At 74.6% G+C, this 14679-nt stretch carries 13 protein-coding genes; 10 read left to right on the plus strand and 3 right to left on the minus strand.

The genetic code is table 11. The annotated features are described in order from the left end of the window. Nucleotides 1-71: 71 nt before the first annotated feature. Together F593_RS31040 and lysA are read left to right on the plus strand one after the other, a co-directional pair. A complete protein-coding gene (locus tag F593_RS31040; RefSeq protein ID WP_157251575.1) occupies nucleotides 72-920 on the plus strand; it encodes a hypothetical protein in 849 nt (282 codons plus the stop codon). Nucleotides 921-950: 30 nt separating this feature from the next. Next, the gene (gene lysA, locus F593_RS0104790) at nucleotides 951-2246 is read left to right on the plus strand and encodes a diaminopimelate decarboxylase (RefSeq protein ID WP_022927620.1); all 1296 of its coding nucleotides are present in this window, start codon (nucleotides 951-953) and stop codon (nucleotides 2244-2246) included. Here the strand turns inward: lysA and F593_RS0104795 are convergent. Then, on the minus strand, nucleotides 2243-2878 hold the full coding sequence (locus F593_RS0104795; protein ID WP_022927621.1) for an HAD-IA family hydrolase: 636 nt from the start codon (nucleotides 2876-2878) through the stop codon (nucleotides 2243-2245). The two genes, lysA and F593_RS0104795, sit on opposite strands and share 4 nt — an antisense overlap. Nucleotides 2879-2948: 70 nt before the next feature. Between F593_RS0104795 and F593_RS0104800 the strand changes: the two genes are divergently transcribed. From F593_RS0104800 to thrB, 3 genes are all read left to right on the plus strand, one after another. Beyond that, nucleotides 2949-4187 carry a homoserine dehydrogenase gene (locus tag F593_RS0104800; protein ID WP_022927622.1) on the plus strand — a complete coding sequence of 413 codons (1239 nt, stop codon included), beginning with the start codon at nucleotides 2949-2951 and terminating at the stop codon, nucleotides 4185-4187. Between the two features lie 107 nt (nucleotides 4188-4294). Continuing rightward, a complete protein-coding gene (thrC, locus tag F593_RS0104805) occupies nucleotides 4295-5323 on the plus strand; it encodes a threonine synthase (RefSeq protein WP_033206069.1) in 1029 nt (342 codons plus the stop codon). Nucleotides 5324-5392: 69 nt separating this feature from the next. Further along, nucleotides 5393-6262, plus strand: a complete 870-nt coding sequence (gene thrB, locus F593_RS0104810; RefSeq protein WP_022927624.1) for a homoserine kinase — start codon at nucleotides 5393-5395, stop codon at nucleotides 6260-6262. Between the two features lie 21 nt (nucleotides 6263-6283). Here the strand turns inward: thrB and F593_RS0104815 are convergent, their stop codons facing one another. Next, nucleotides 6284-7072 carry a ParA family protein gene (locus F593_RS0104815; RefSeq protein WP_022927625.1) on the minus strand — a complete coding sequence of 263 codons (789 nt, stop codon included), beginning with the start codon at nucleotides 7070-7072 and terminating at the stop codon, nucleotides 6284-6286. Nucleotides 7073-7160: 88 nt separating this feature from the next. On the opposite strand from F593_RS0104815, the gene F593_RS30250 reads away from it, so the two are divergent. From F593_RS30250 to F593_RS0104830, 3 genes are read left to right on the plus strand one after another with little or no spacing between them, the layout of a single operon-like run. Beyond that, entirely contained in the window at nucleotides 7161-7418 is a 258-nt protein-coding gene (locus F593_RS30250; protein ID WP_028721441.1) for a hypothetical protein, read from the plus strand. Between the two features lie 44 nt (nucleotides 7419-7462). After that, nucleotides 7463-8068 carry an SRPBCC family protein gene (locus tag F593_RS30255; RefSeq protein ID WP_022927627.1) on the plus strand — a complete coding sequence of 202 codons (606 nt, stop codon included), beginning with the start codon at nucleotides 7463-7465 and terminating at the stop codon, nucleotides 8066-8068. An 11-nt stretch (nucleotides 8069-8079) separates the two neighbouring features. Continuing rightward, the gene (locus F593_RS0104830; protein ID WP_022927628.1) at nucleotides 8080-8772 is read left to right on the plus strand and encodes a hypothetical protein; all 693 of its coding nucleotides are present in this window, start codon (nucleotides 8080-8082) and stop codon (nucleotides 8770-8772) included. Nucleotides 8773-9040: 268 nt separating this feature from the next. On the opposite strand, the gene F593_RS0104835 is transcribed toward F593_RS0104830, so the two are convergent. Further along, complete coding sequence (locus F593_RS0104835; protein WP_022927629.1) at nucleotides 9041-10786, minus strand: penicillin-binding transpeptidase domain-containing protein; 1746 nt, start codon at nucleotides 10784-10786, stop codon at nucleotides 9041-9043. Nucleotides 10787-11010: 224 nt separating this feature from the next. Here F593_RS0104835 and F593_RS0104840 point away from each other — a divergent pair, with 224 nt between their 5' ends. Beyond that, nucleotides 11011-12177 carry a MarP family serine protease gene (locus F593_RS0104840; RefSeq protein WP_022927630.1) on the plus strand — a complete coding sequence of 389 codons (1167 nt, stop codon included), beginning with the start codon at nucleotides 11011-11013 and terminating at the stop codon, nucleotides 12175-12177. A 93-nt stretch (nucleotides 12178-12270) separates the two neighbouring features. Then, complete coding sequence (locus tag F593_RS0104845) at nucleotides 12271-14619, plus strand: type IA DNA topoisomerase (protein ID WP_022927631.1); 2349 nt, start codon at nucleotides 12271-12273, stop codon at nucleotides 14617-14619. Nucleotides 14620-14679: the final 60 nt, after the last annotated feature.

The following is a 14679-nucleotide window of genomic DNA, read 5'->3' on the forward strand; positions in this document are numbered from 1 at the left end:
CGGGCTAGGACGTTCGTCCAACTTCGGGCTCGTCGCTCATGTTTCGGGACCGATCTGCCGACCCACATCCCGTGGCCCCCTCACGTCTTCTTGGATCCGTCGCCCCTGGCGCCGGACTCGGCGCCGTGCCCGTCGTCGCGGCGGTGGTGCTCGCCGCCGGCGCCGCCGGCGTGCTCGAGGGCACCGGGGTCGTGACCCTGCCGGGCAGCGGCAGCGACGCCCCGATCGTCCTGCGCGACGCGCGCACGAGCGGCGCGGTCCTCGTCGCCACGGGCAACGCGGACCTGGCCGCGACCCCCGCGGCGACCGCACCGTCCACGGCGGACGGCGCGGTCGTCGTCCCCGACGCGGTGCGCGGGACCGCACGCACGACGCGGTCCGGTGGCGGCTCGCCGGCCGCCGCGACCGGCCCCACGCCGCGGGCCGGGGTGGCCAGCACGGCGCCCGCCCCGGGCGCCGGCACCACCCCCGGACCGAACGCCGGTGGAGGCAGGGGCCGGGAGAGCACGAGCACGGGCACCGGCTCCGGGTCGGGTTCCGCGGCCGCCACGAGGCCCGTCGTCGCCGCGCCGGCACCCGCCGCGCGCACGCCGAGCCCGTCGCCCGGGGGCAGCACCCCGGCAGCCCCCGCCAGTCCCGTCCCCGTCCCCGTGCCGGTCCCGGCGCCCACGCCCGGGCCGGTCGCCGACGGCCTGGGCCGCGGCGCGGCCGCGGCCGGCGCCGGGGTGCGCGACACCACGGCCGGCGTCGCGAACGCGGTCACCGGCGTCACCGACGGCGTGGCGAACGCCGTGGGAGGCCGCGGCACCGTGGCCGGCGGGGTCGTCGGCGGCGTGGGCGACGTGGTCGACGGCGTGACCCGCGGTCTCGGGGACACGTTGGGCGGCGTGCTCGGCGCCCGCCCGGGCTCCGGTCGCTGACCCGCGGTCCCCTGGCATCATCCGGCGTCCATGACCGCCGACCCGCTCGCCGTCTACCCCCTGGGGAGCGCCCTCGACGAGCGCGGCCGCCTGCACCTCGGCGGCGTCGACGCCCTCGAGATCGCGCGGCGTCACGGCACCCCGGCGTACGTCGTCGTCGAGGACGACCTGCGCGCCCAGGTCCGTGCCTACCGCGAGGCGTTCCACCGTCACGCCCCCGGCAGCCACGTCTCCTTCGCGTCGAAGGCGAACCCCTGCACCGCCGTGCTGCGCGTGGTCGAGCAGGAGGGCCTGGGCTGCGACGTCGCGTCGGGCGGCGAGCTGGCCCTCGCCCTGCACGCCGGCTTCGCCCCCGAGCGGATCCACGTGCACGGCAACGCGAAGTCGGAGGACGAGCTGGCGCAGGCCGTGGAGGCCGGCGTCCGCCACGTCGTCCTCGACGGCCTGGACGAGGTTGACCGGCTCGCGCGCGTGGCCCGGGAGCGCGGCCGCGTGCAGCCCGTCCTCGTGCGCGTGACCCCCGACGTGCGCGGCGAGACGCACGACGGCATCTCGACGGGGCAGGCCGAGTCGAAGTTCGGGTTCGGGCTGCAGGACGCGCGCACCGCGATCGACCGCATCCGGGACCACGACGCCCTGCGGCTCGACGGGCTGCACTTCCACGTCGGCTCGCAGCTCCTGGACCTCGCGGTCTTCCGCCGCGCCGTCGCCGCCGTCGTCCCGCTCATGGACGGGCTGGACGAGATCAACCTCGGCGGCGGTCTCGGCGTCGCCTACACCGCGGACCAGGCCGCGCAGCTCCCCTCCGTCGACGCGTACGCCCGGGAGAAGGTCTCGGCCGTGCGCGACCTGCTCGGCGAGCGGGTCCGCATCGGGGACGAGCCGGGGCGCTCGCTCGTCGGCCGCGCCGGCGTGACCCTCTACACCGTCCAGACCGTGAAGCGCAACGTCGCGACCTGGGTCGGCGTGGACGGCGGGATGGCCGACAACCTGCGGCCCATGCTCTACGACGCCCGCTACGAGGCGCAGATCGTCGACCGCTTCGCCACCGACGGGGCGGCGGGGGCCGTGCACTGCCGCGTGACGGGCAAGCACTGCGAGTCCAGCGACGTCCTCGTCCGCGACGCCGTGCTCGACGCGCCGGCGTCCGGCGACGTCCTCGTCACACCGGTGACCGGGGCCTACGGCTACGCCATGGCGAACACGTACAACGGCGTGCCGCGCCCGCCGGTCGTGTTCGTCGGCGGGGGCCGGTCGTGGGAGGTCGTCCGCCGCGAGCGGACGGACGAGCTCTGGCTGCGCGACGTCGCGCAGCCCGCGGCCTAGGTCAGACCCTCCGCGCGGAGGAAGGCCGCCACGTCGTCGACGATCTCGTCGGCCGCGGCGAGGTCCGCGTCGCGGGGGTGCGAGCAGCGGACCGCGACCACGCGCATGCCCGCCGCGCGTCCCGCGGCGATGCCGGCCGGCGCGTCCTCGAGGACCACGCAGTCCGCCGGGTCGACACCCAGCTCCTGGGCTCCGAGCAGGTAGGGGTCCGGGTCCGGCTTGACCCTCGTCGTCCGCTCCGCGGTGACCATCGTGCGCGGCTCGGGCAGGCCCGCCGCGCCCAGGCGGGCGAGGGCCAGCGGGACGGTGCACGAGGTGACGACGGCCACGGGGACGGCCAGCCCGCGAGCCGGGAGGCCCGCCGCGGCGGCCAGCAGCGCCTCGGCGCCCGGCAGGGCACGCACGCCGTCGAGGTCGGCGATCTCCCGGCGCTCGAGCTCGCGCGCCTCCTCGGCGGCATCGAGCTGCGGCGCCAGCATCTCGACGACCCGCCGGGCCGGGATCCCGTGCGGGTGCTGGTCCGGCGGGGTGACGGGCAGGTCCCGGTCCCGCATCCAGCCGTGCCACACGCGCAGCACCGCGTCCGTGGAGTCCACGAGGGTGCCGTCGAGGTCGGAGAGGATGGCGCGCATCGGCTCCACCCTGCCAGCCCGCCCCTCGTGCGGGTCGTCACACCCGCTGCCGTGCGATGATCCGCGTCCGATGTCGCCGGACGCTCCCGCCCCGTTCCGCGTCGGCCTGCTCGGTCACGGCACCGTCGGCTCGGCCGTCGCCGCCCTGTTGCCCGAGCGCGCCGACGCGATCGCCCACGTCACCGGCCTGCGGCCGGAGGTCTCGGGGGTGCTCACGCGCAGCCGCGGCGACTTCGAGGAGATCCTGGAGAACAGCGACCTCATCGTCGAGGTCATGGGCGGCATCGAGCCCGCCCGCGACTACGTCGTCCGGGCGATCCGCGCCGGCAAGCACGTCGTCACCGCGAACAAGCAGCTCTTGGCCGAGCACGGCGAGGAGCTGTGGGGCCTGGCCCGCGAGAACCAGGTCCAGCTGCGCTTCGAGGCCGCGGTGGCCGGCGTCGTGCCGATCATCCGCGTGCTCCAGGAGTCGCTGACGGGCCAGCACATCGACCGCCTGCACGGGATCGTCAACGGCACGACGAACTACATCCTCACCCAGATGGCCGCGACGGGCGCCTCGTACGAGGCGGCCCTGAAGGACGCCCAGGAGCTCGGGTACGCCGAGAGCGACCCGACGGACGACGTCACGGGCAAGGACGCCGCGGCGAAGATGGCGATCCTCGCCCGCCTGGCGTTCGACACCCCGGTGCACCTCTCCGACGTCCCCTACGAGGGCATCGCGCACCTCACGGCGGAGGACATCGAGTACGCCCGCGACCTCGGCCTCTCGCTGCGCCTGATCGGCACCGCCGAGCGGATCGGCGACGAGCTCGCCGTGCGCGTGCACCCCGCGTTCCTCTACGCCGGCCACCCGCTCGCGTCGATCGACGGCCCGTTCAACGCCGTGACGATCGAGTCGCCCTCCATCACGGAGATCACGCTCTCCGGGCCCGGCGCCGGCGGCCCGCAGACGGCCACCGCCGTGATCGGCGACGTCATCTCCGCGATGATCCCGCCGGCGCAGACTCCGCCGACCCAGCACCGCCTCGGCTTCGTGGAGGACGTCGCCTCGAGCTTCTACCTCCACGTCGAGGTCGCCGACCGCCCGGGCGTGCTCGCGCAGATCGCGCAGCTGCTGGGGCTGCAGGGCGTCTCCGTCAAGAGCGTCGTCCAGAAGGGCACGGGCACGGGCGCCCGCCTCGTCCTCGTGGTGCATCCCGTGCTCGAGTCCCGCTTCTTCGGGGCCGTGCAGATGATCGCCTCGAAGGACTTCGTCACCGCGCCGCCGCGCGCGATCCGCGTGATCGACGAGGAGTTCGCGTCGTGAGCCCCTCCGAGCTCCCCGCAGACCTGCTGACCCCGCCCGCAGGCGAGCGCTCCGGCGACGGCTCCCGCGGCCCGCACCGGCTCACCGGCTCCGACTCCATCCGCCGGATGGGGCTCATCGAGCGCTACATGGACCGCCTGCCGTTCGCGCCGGGCGACCCGATCGTGTCGCTCAACGAGGGTTCGACGCCGCTGATCTTCGCCCCGCGGCTGTCCGAGCGCGTCGGCGCCGAGGTCCACCTGAAGTACGAGGGCCTCAACCCGACCGGCTCGTTCAAGGACCGGGGGATGACCTGCGCGGTCTCCGCCGCAGTCCGTGAGGGCGCCGAGGCCGTCATCTGCGCCTCGACCGGGAACACCGCCGCGGCACTCGCCGCCTACTCGGCCCGCGCGGGCATCCGCGGCGTCGTGCTCGTCCCCGACGGGAAGATCGCCGCCGGCAAGCTCGCCCAGGCGCTCATGCACGGCGCCCAGGTCGTGGCGCTGCGTGGGAACTTCGACGAGGCGCTGCGGCTCGTGCGCGAGATCACCCAGCACCACCCGATCGCGCTGGTCAACTCCGTCAACGACTTCCGCATCGAGGGCCAGAAGACCGCGGCGTTCGAGGTCATGGAGGACCTCGACGGCCAGCTCGACGCCCTCTGCATCCCCGTCGGCAACGCCGGGAACATCACGGCGTACTGGAAGGGCTTCCGGGAGCTCGCGGCGGAGGACGACTCCGTGCGCCTGCCCGCGATGCTCGGCTTCCAGGCCCGTGGTGCGAATCCGCTCGTCCGCGGCGAGATGGTCTCGGAGCCCGAGACCGTGGCCTCCGCCATCCGCATCGGCAACCCGGCGCGGTGGGAGGAGGCGATGGAGGCGATGACCGGCTCGGGCGGGACCGTCGCCGACGTGACGGACGAGGAGATCCTCGACGCCTACCGCTTCCTCGCCCGCGAGGAGGGCGTGTTCTGCGAGCCGGCCTCGGCCACGTCCGTCGCCGGGCTGCTCAAGCACGGCGCGGGGGACGCCGGGCGCATCGTCTGCGTGCTCACGGGCCACGGCCTGAAGGACCCGCAGACCGCGATCGACGAGTCCTCGCCGGTCATCCCCTGCGAGCCGAACCTGCAGGCGCTGGAGAAGGTCCTCGTCGGCTGACCGTGGGCGCCCGTGCGGCGCTCGCCGACCCGGCTCTGCTCCGGCGCGGTCGGGTAAGGTCGGCCTCGCATGGGTCGTACCGTCACCGTCTCCGTCCCCGCGTCGAGCGCCAACCTCGGCCCGGGATTCGACTGCATGGCCGCCGCCCTCGGGCTGTGGCTGCACGTCGAGGTGGAGGAGACCGGCACGTTCGCGGTCGAGCACGACCTGCCGCTGCCGGCCGACCGCGAGAACGCGATCGTCCAGGCGTTCGAGCGCCTGCGGCCGGCCGACGGCATCACGTTCCGCGTGCGCACGGAGATCCCGCTCGCCGGCGGGCTGGGGTCCAGCGCGACGGCGATCGTCGCGGGCCTTGCCGCCGCGGCCGCGCTCGACGGCGGCTCGACCGAGCCCGAGGCGCTGCTCCCGCTCGCCGTCGACCTCGAGGGGCACCCGGACAACGTCACCGCGGCCCTCCTGGGCGGGTTCGTGCTCACGGACGGGACGTGGACCGTGCGGATCTCTCCGCCGCCCGGGCTCGAGGCCGTCTTCGTCGTCCCGGACGAAGCCGTCCGCACCGCCGCCGCCCGCGCCGTCCTGCCGCAGCACGTCCCGCTCGAGGACGCGACGGCGAACGTCGCCTGGGGCGCCTCCCTCGCCGTCGGCCTGGAGCGCGGCGACCTGGACATCGTCGCCCACAGCCTCCGCGACGTCCTGCACCAGCCGCACCGAGCCGCGCTCTTCCCGCGCTCGTCCGAGCTGATCGATGACTGCACGGAGCTCGGCGCGATCGGCGCCACCGTCTCCGGGGCGGGACCGACCGTGATGCTGTGGACCCGGGCGGAGGACGCCGCGGGCGTCCTCGAGGCGGCGCGCGAGCGCACCGCGGGCTGGGCGAGCGTGCTGCACGCCCCGTTCGTCGGCGACGGCGCCCGGGTGACCGTCGGCGTGTCCGACTGAGCCGACCGGCCTGCCGCGCCCTCAGGCGCGGACGCCGGCGGACAGCCCGTCGATCCGCGCCGCGGCGTCGTCCTCGCCCAGCGCGCGGGCCAGCTCGCCGGCCAGGTCGAGGTAGTCCACGCCGAGCTCCGGGCGGTGGTCGAGGATCGACACGCCGCGCTCGGAGGACTCGGCGTAGGCGATGGACTGCCGGATCACCGCGTCGAGGATCTTGCCCGGGTGCTCCTTGCGCAGCGCCTCGACGGCCTCCCGGGAGTGCACGGTGCGCAGGTCGGCCTTCGTGACGACGGCGCCGAGCCACTCCAGGTCGGGGTTCAGGCCGTCCTTCGCCAGCTCGATCACCTGCAGCGCCTGCTCGACGCCCTGCAGCGCGAAGTACTGGGCCTCGCAGGCGATGAGCGCGTGGCTCGCCGCGACGAGGGCGTTGACCGTGAGCAGCCCGAGGTTGGGCGGGCAGTCCAGGAGCACGACGTCGTACTCGCCGTCCGCGTCGCGCAGCACCTTGCGCAGCGTGAGCTCACGGCCCATGCGGCCGGCGAGGGCGAGCTCGGCCTCGGCGAGCTGCAGGTTCGCCGGGATGACGTCGTCGTGGATCGCGTCGGCCGCGGGGGCGCGCCCGACCAGCACGTCGGCGACCGTCGGGCTGGCGTCTGGCGGCACGTCGAAGTAGTCCGAGAGGTTGCCCTGGGGGTCGAGGTCGATCGCCAGGACCCGCAGCCCGCCGCGGCGGAAGGCGTCGGCGAGCGTGCGGACGGTCGTCGTCTTCCCGGTGCCGCCCTTCTGGGACAGCACGGCGATCCGGTGGGCCATGGTCGGCAGTGTATGCCGGGACACGGCGGCGCCCCCGGGAGGCGGCGCGCGGGGAGGAACGGCGGCGACGATGGCGAACGGGGGCGTCATGCGCCGCCAGCCGATCTCCGAAGCCGACCTCGAGCGCCAGCTGCTGCGGCGGTCCGTCTCCTCCCTGCACGCCGACCGGCTCTGCTGCGACCGTTGCCGGCGGACCCCGCTCGTCGGCGAGGTCGTCTACCGCTACGCCCGCGGGCGCACGCTCTGCGCCCTCTGCTCGCCGCGCCGCAGGGAGCAGCCCGTCGCCTCCATCCCCGTGCGCCACGGCGAGGAGATCCGGGCGCAGCGTCTGACGCCCCGCGTCTGACGGTCAGGCGGTCCGCGCCCCCGCCTGCGGGCTACACTGCGGGCGTGGAACCGGTGACCGAAGAGATCGTCCTCCAGCGCCCGCGCGAGGAGGTGTTCGGGTTCCTCGCCGACGTCGCCAACGCCCGTCGCTTCCTCGACCACGTCCTCACGGACTGGCACCTCACGCGCGAGGACTCCATCGGCCGCGGTGCCGGCGTGCGCTTCAAGGTCAAGCTGCTCGGCAACCGCTTCGCGTACTACGACGCGACGCTGCTCGAGGTCGAGCCGCCCTACCGCCTGGCCTACGTCGGCCGTGGCGGCAAGTACGACCGCACCCAGCTCCTCGGCGAGATCACGCTGACGGACGAGCACGGCGGCACCCGCCTGCGCTGGACGGTCGAGACGGCCCCCGGCCTGGCGTCGGACGGGCTGATGGAGACGCTGACGATGCAGCGCGGCCTCGCCAAGCGGGGCCTGAAGCGCGGCCTGTCGCGCCTGCGCGGGATCCTGGAGGACGGCGACGCCGGCTCCGCACGGGTCTCGATGGCCGGCGGCGCGCGCAAGCCGGCGAGCGGTTTCCGCCTCGATCCCCGCCTCGCGGACACGCCCGAGGGCGCCGGAACGACGAGCCCGTCGCCCGCGCACGCGGGACGCGGACCGGTCGAATAGACTCCGCCCTCATGCGTCAGCGGCTCATCCCTCTGCTTGCGGTCGCCTTGGCGTCCACCGCCCTCACGGCGTGCGGCTCCAAGGAGGACGTGGTCACCCACGCTGAGACCGAGGCGGTCTACGTCTCCGTCGGACCAGAGGGTGGCCCGTACCTGAAGTACCAGGTCCAGGTGTCCCGTCAGCTGAACCCGGGCGACTTCCAGAACACCGCGTCGCGCGGGGACCAGGAGAAGGTCGACCCGGAGGACTCCGAGTACCTCCGCGGCATCCCGGCCTCGCAGCTGCAGCTCAAGAAGAACCCGCAGACGCCGCTGGACGACGAGGTCTACTTCGGCGTCTTCATCCAGGCCGCGAACGACACGCAGAAGCCGCTGCGGTCCGCCGCGCTGGAGGGCTTCGAGATCCACGACAGCCTCTACGTCGAGGGTGCCCCGGACGAGGAGGAGCACGTCTTCCGTCCGATCTCGGGCCCGGACCCGGCCAACCCGCCGAACCCGTTCCTCTACCGCCAGGCGATCGTGCCGCACGCCGTCGGCACCGGCAGCGGCGTTCAGCCGCTCCCGAACAGCCCGGCCGGCTCGAGCACGACGGCCGCCGAGCTCCTGGTCTTCAAGATCCCGCAGGCGTCCCTCGAGAACCGCCCGTTGGCGCTCGAGATCACCGGCCCGAACGGTGGCAAGGCCGAGGTCGACCTCGACGTCTGATCCGATCGGCGCCCCGGCGCCGACCGACCAGCAGGACCCGCGGGGCGCTTCGGCGCCCCGTCGTCGTTCCGGGGGCAGGGGTCCGGGGCCGAGGTCGGCGGGGCCCGGGGGCGCGCGCGTTCGAATGGGCTCAACCGTCGCCCTGCCGCCGGGCGGCGGCAGGGCGACGCAGCTAGGGTCGGCGCGAGGGTCGCCGTTGGGGTGGGCGCGAGGGTCGGCGCCGAGGACGGGCGTCCGCCGGCCCCCGCCCGGACCCCGCGCGGGGCGCTCAGCCGCCGAGGGCGGCGGTGAGGACCTTCCGGGCGACCGGCGCGGCCGTGGCACCGCCCTGGAAGTTCCGGGCGCGCAGGACGCCGACGGCGACGGGGTCGACGTCGCCGCGCTTCGTCGTAGGCGCGAACGCTGACATCCACGCGGTCGTCGACTTGCCGTCCGCATTGCCGCAGGCGGACGGGGGCTCCGGGGCCTCGGTCACCGCGTCGGGCTGGGCGGCCGCGGCCTTCGCGGCCGCCTCCGCGTCGCACTGCGGGCCCTGGGTCGACGCGAGCTCAGCGGTGCCCGTCTTGCCGGCCGTGGTGATGCCGGAGAGCCCGACGCGGGCCTCCTCTCCGGTGCCGTCGCTGATCACGGCCGTCATCAGCTGCCGCATGGCGGCGGCGGTCTTCGCGCTGACGACGCGCTTCGTCTTCGCCGTCCTGCTCGTGCGGAGGAACGTCAACTCGGGCTGGCGGCCGCCGTTGGCGATCGTCGCCGTCATGAGCGCGATCTGCAGGCTCGTGGCCTGCACCCGGCCCTGCCCGATCGCGGAGGACGCGACCTCGCTGCCGACCATCGCGGACGCCTCCGGGATCGTGCTGACCGCGGCACTCGGCACGCCGGGCGTCTTGCGGTTGAACCCGAACCGCTCGGACATGGCGACGAAGCGCTTGGCGCCGAGCTTCGCGCCCATGGGGACGAAGACGGAGTTGCACGAGTGCGCGAAGGACTGCACGAGCGTGCCGCCGCACACCTCGCCGTTGGAGTTCTGGATCCCGAAGCCCTTCGCCTCGGTCTCGCGCGGGTAGACCGTGGTGGTCTTGGCCACCCCGTCCTCGAGGGCCGCCGCGGCCGTGACGATCTTCATCGTCGAGCCCGGGGGCTGCAGGGCGGACCACGCGCTGCCCTGGAACCCGAGGACCTCGCCGGTGCGCGAGTCGATGACCGTCGTGCCGCTGGCGTCCGGGGCGTCGCTCTGCGCCTCGACGGCGGCCTTGACGACCCCGACGGAGATCGAGCTGCGGACGGCGGAGGCCTTGCGGGGCTCGACGCGCGCGAGGGTACGGTCGCCGGCCTTCAGCGTGCCGCCGGGCGTGCCCACGAGCTGCGGGTTGAGGATGCGCTCCAGGCCCGAGACGCCGACCTTCGCGTCGGCCGGCACGCCCAGCCGCTTGAGCTGCGCGGCGTCGACCGGCGTGGCGGTGCCGAGCTGGCCCACGACCTGACTGGCGATGTTCGGCACGTCCGACGTGCGGTCGGCACCGCCGGCCAGGACGGTCTTGCCGTCGCGGGCGAGGATGTCGGCGCGCGGGGGGAGGTCCGTCGTGCGGGTCAGCGTCTCGCCGGTGCGCAGGCCCGGCAACGCCATCCGGCGCGACCAGCGGATCCGGGCGTCGTCGCCCTCGCCGACCACGGGCAGGACGACGTCGCCCGCCAGCGTGTCGAAGAGCCGGGTGCGGGCGCTGACACGGACGGTGAAGTCGCCGCCCTCCGTGCGCCGGACGGGACCGGGGGCGAGGCGCGAGACGGTCGCGGTGCTCAGGGCGTCGCGCATCACGCTCGTGAAGCGCGCCTCGTCCACCCGCGACCTGGACGCGGCGTCCAGGCTGCCGTACATCGCGGAGAAGTCGCCCTGCTGCCACGCCCGGACGTAGCCCGCGGCGAGGTCGCGCTCGGCGGCACGGCTGGCGCGGGCGTCGAGCACGAGGTAGGCCCCGATGCCCACGGTGAGCAGCAGGACGGCCACGATCGCCGGCACGAGGCGACGGCCGCCGAACGGCCCGGCGGGTCCGCGACCGACCGGGCCCCGACCGGAGGATCGGGTCCGCGACGACGACGACGGGGTGACCGGCGAGAACGGGCGCGTACCGCCTGACGAGCGTCGCTGCGGAGGGCGTCGGCGACGGGCGGTCATCGAGCGCCCCATACTACCCGCGCGTGCGGGGGTGCCGACGGACGCGAGGGGGTAGCCTCGTGCGACGCATGACCGGGCTCGACTGGGCACTGCTCGCGCTGCTGCTCCTGGCGGCCGCGGGCGGCACGACGCAGGGGTTCCTCGCGTCGGCCCTGGGCTTCGTCGGATTCATGGGTGGCGCGCTGGCCGGTGCGCGCCTCGGACCCCTCGTCCTGCCCCAGGGCGCCGACGACATCAACGCCCCGGTCGCCGCGATCTTCGGCGCCACGCTGCTCGGCGTGCTGCTCGGCGTCGGGCTCCAGCGGCTCGGCGACCGGCTCCACCACCGGCTGCGTGGCCCGGGCCACCGCGTCGGCCGCACGCTCGACGCCGCACTCGGAGCGGTGTTCACCGGGGCGCTCGTCGTCCTGGCCGCGTGGTTCGTCTCCGCCATGGTCCTCCAGACGCCCGGGGTGCCCGGCTCGTGGCGCACCCAGGTGCGGGAGTCGGCGCTCCTGCAGGAGCTGCGCCGCGACCTGCCGCCGGCGGACGACGCCCTGGCGCTGCTCTCCCGCTTCGACCCGCTGCCCGGGTTCGCCGGGCCGCGCGCGCTCGTCGACGCGCCGGACCAGGGGATCGTGAACGACCCGGGCGTGCGGACCGGGCGCCGCGGGGTCGTGCGCGTGGAGGGCAACGCCTGCGGGGTCGGGGTCGTCGGAACGGGCTGGGTAGCGGGGGAGGGGCTCGTCGTGACGAACCAGCACGTGATCGCGGGGGAGGACGAGACGACGGTCGTCTCTGCGACGGACGGGCAGCGCTACACCGGCCGCCCGGTGTACGTCGACCGGCAGCAGGACGTGGCGGTGCTCGCCGTCGAAGGCCTGCCCACGACGCCGCTGCGGGTCGTCGAGGACCCCCGGACCGGCAGCTCGGCCGCGATCCTCGGCTACCCCCTGGCCGGCCCGTTCCGCTCGCGCGCGGCCCGCATCGGCGCGGCCCAGACCGTCACGGGGGAGGACTCCTACGGCGTCGGCCCCGTCCGGCGCCGCGTGCTCCCGTTCCGCGGCCGGGTCGAGCAGGGCAACAGCGGGGGACCGCTCGTCGACCGCCGCGGGCGCGTCGTCGGCACCGTGTTCGCCTCCTCGACGCAGGAGGGGCAGCGTCGCGGCTACGCCATCCCCAACGACGTCATCACGGAGGCCGTCGCCGCCGCCGACCCGGCCCGCACCGTCTCGCCCGGGCCCTGCAGCCACTGAGCCCGCCGGCGGCGGCGTTCCGGCACGGCCCCTGCGCCGATTCGGCACGGGGCGTGGCGGACCCGCCTCCCGCGTCCCGCTACGCTGCGGCGCGTGGGCAAAACGCTGGTCATCGCCGAGAAGCCGTCCGTCGGACGGGACCTCGCCAAGGTCCTCCCGGGGTCCTTCGCGATCGGCAAGCCGTCGGGCGAGCGCAGCGCGCGCTGGATGGAGGGCCCCGACCACGTGATCACGTGGGCGATCGGCCACCTCGTCCAGCTCGCCGAGCCCGACGCGTACGACAAGCGGTTCAAGCGCTGGAAGATGGAGGACCTCCCCATCGTGCCCGAGGAGTTCAAGCTCGTCGAGCGCGACGACTCCTCGAAGAAGCAGATGGCGGTCATCAAGAACCTGCTGTCGCGCCCCGACGTCGACCACGTCATCAACGCCTGCGATGCCGGCCGCGAGGGCGAGCTCATCTTCAAGTGGGTGTTCACCGCCGGCGGGGGCACGCAGCCCGTGGAGCGCCTGTGGCTCTCCTCCATGACGGAGGCCGCGATGCGCCGCGCGCTCGAGTCGCTGCGGTCGCCGGACGAGCTGATCCTGCTCGGGGAGGCCGCGCAGTCGCGGTCCGAGGCCGACTGGCTCGTCGGCATGAACGCCACGCGCGCCGCGACGATCCGGCTGCGCTCGAGCTTCGACGGCGCCGTCTCGCTGGGCCGGGTGCAGACGCCGACCCTGGCCATCCTCGCCCGCCGCGAGGAGGAGATCCGTGCGTTCGTCCCCGAGCCGTACTGGCTCGTCGACGCGAAGTTCGACGCGGGCCCGGCCGACGGCACCACGAAGGCCCGCACGTACCTCGGCCGCCTGTATCAGGGCACCGAGCCCCGGCTGAAGACGGCGGAGGAGTCCGACGCCATCGCCGCGGCCGTCAAGGGCCGCACGGGCACGATCACGAAGCTGGACAAGGTGCGCCGCAAGGAGCGCGCACCGATGCTCTACGACCTGACGTCGCTGCAGCGCGACGCGGGCAGCCGCTTCGGATTCACGGCGCGCCGCACGCTCGCGGCCGCCCAGCGCTGTTACGAGGAGCACAAGGCCCTGACGTACCCGCGTACGAGCTCGCGCTACCTCACGACGGACATGATCCCCGAGATCAAGCCGACGGCCGGGCAGGTCGGCTCGCGTCCCGAGTACCGCGAGGCCGCCAAGTACGTGCAGGGCCTCGACAAGCTCCCGCTGGGCAAGGTCGTCAACGACGAGAAGGTCGCGGACCACCACGCGATCATCCCGACGAACGCGCAGCACACGCTCGAGAAGATGAGCGACGACGACCGCCGCATCTACGACATGGTCGTGCGGCGGTTCCTCGCGGTCTTCCACCCCGAGGCGGAGTTCGAGAACACCCGCATCGAGACGACGGTGGAGACGCCGGACGCGCCCGAGATCGCGAAGGGCCCCCACGTCTTCCGCACCCGCGGCCGCGTGCTGCTCGTCCCGGGCTGGCGCGGCGTCTACGGTGAGCTCGAGGAAGGCTCGGGCTCCGACGACGACGAGGGCGCGAACCAGACGCTGCCCAAGCTCGAGAAGGGCGAGGACGCGAAGGTCGCCAAGGTCACCTCGGACGAGAAGGTCACGAAGCCGCCGCGGCGCTACTCCGACGCCTCGCTGCTGGGCGCGATGGAGACCGCCGGGCAGCTCGTCGACGACGACGAGGCCCGCGAGGCGATGAAGGACGCCGGCATCGGCACCCCGGCCACGCGCGCCGCGATCATCGAGCGGCTCATCGACGTGGGCTACACGGAGCGCGACGGCCGGGCGCTGCTCGTGACGGAGAAGGGCCTGAACGTCATCCGGCTGCTCGACGGCCACCAGCTCACGTCCCCGTCGCTCACGGGCGACTGGGAGAGCCGGCTGGCGAAGATCGAGTCCGGCGAGGAGACCCGGCGCACCTTCATGGACGCCATCGCCGTGTTCGCGAAGTCGACCGTCGAGGAGCTCGACGCGAAGCTCAAGGACGTCCGCATCCCGCGGGCGAACCTCGGGCCGTGCCCCGTGTGCGGGCGCGACATCAGCGAGAACCGCAAGGGCTTCTCCTGCTGGTCCAAGGACGACCCGGGCTGCGGGTTCGTGATCTGGAAGAGCAAGGCGGGGAAGACCCTGGCGCCCGCCGTCGCCAAGGAACTCATCAAGACCGGCCGGACGATCAAGCCCGTCACGGGCTTCAAGAGCCGCGCGGGCCGCAGCTTCCGCGCCCGTCTGGCGCTGCACCAGACGGACGAGGGCAAGTGGCGCGTCGAGTTCGACGAGCCGTGGGCGCAGGACGGGCTGAAGACCCCGACGCCCGAGGAGATCGAGGCCGCCGAGGCGGCCACGGCCGCCGCGACCGGCGAGGCCGCCGTCGCGGCCGTCGCCGCGGAGGCCGCCGCCGCGGCCGCGGGCGGCAGCGACCGGGCCGCCTAGCGGCCGGAGGCCCGTGCGCACGGCGTTTTCGGGCTGCAAGCGCGCGTGCGCGCCGTCCGG

The organism is Patulibacter americanus DSM 16676, assembly GCF_000420025.1.
GTDB lineage: Bacteria > Actinomycetota > Thermoleophilia > Solirubrobacterales > Solirubrobacteraceae > Patulibacter > Patulibacter americanus.

Excerpts from the sequence above, each read along its gene's own strand:
- F593_RS0104795 (WP_022927621.1), bottom strand. The coding sequence starts at position 2,878 with ATGCGCGCCATCCTCTCCGACCTCGACGGCACCCTCGTGGACTCCACG.
- F593_RS0104830 (WP_022927628.1), top strand. The coding sequence starts at position 8,080 with ATGCGTCAGCGGCTCATCCCTCTGCTTGCGGTCGCCTTGGCGTCCACC.
- F593_RS0104815 (WP_022927625.1), bottom strand. The coding sequence starts at position 7,072 with ATGGCCCACCGGATCGCCGTGCTGTCCCAGAAGGGCGGCACCGGGAAG.
- thrB (WP_022927624.1), top strand. The coding sequence starts at position 5,393 with ATGGGTCGTACCGTCACCGTCTCCGTCCCCGCGTCGAGCGCCAACCTC.
- thrC (WP_033206069.1), top strand. The coding sequence starts at position 4,295 with ATGGGGCTCATCGAGCGCTACATGGACCGCCTGCCGTTCGCGCCGGGC.
- F593_RS0104800 (WP_022927622.1), top strand. The coding sequence starts at position 2,949 with ATGTCGCCGGACGCTCCCGCCCCGTTCCGCGTCGGCCTGCTCGGTCAC.
- F593_RS30250 (WP_028721441.1), top strand. The coding sequence starts at position 7,161 with ATGCGCCGCCAGCCGATCTCCGAAGCCGACCTCGAGCGCCAGCTGCTG.
- lysA (WP_022927620.1), top strand. The coding sequence starts at position 951 with ATGACCGCCGACCCGCTCGCCGTCTACCCCCTGGGGAGCGCCCTCGAC.
- F593_RS0104840 (WP_022927630.1), top strand. The coding sequence starts at position 11,011 with ATGACCGGGCTCGACTGGGCACTGCTCGCGCTGCTGCTCCTGGCGGCC.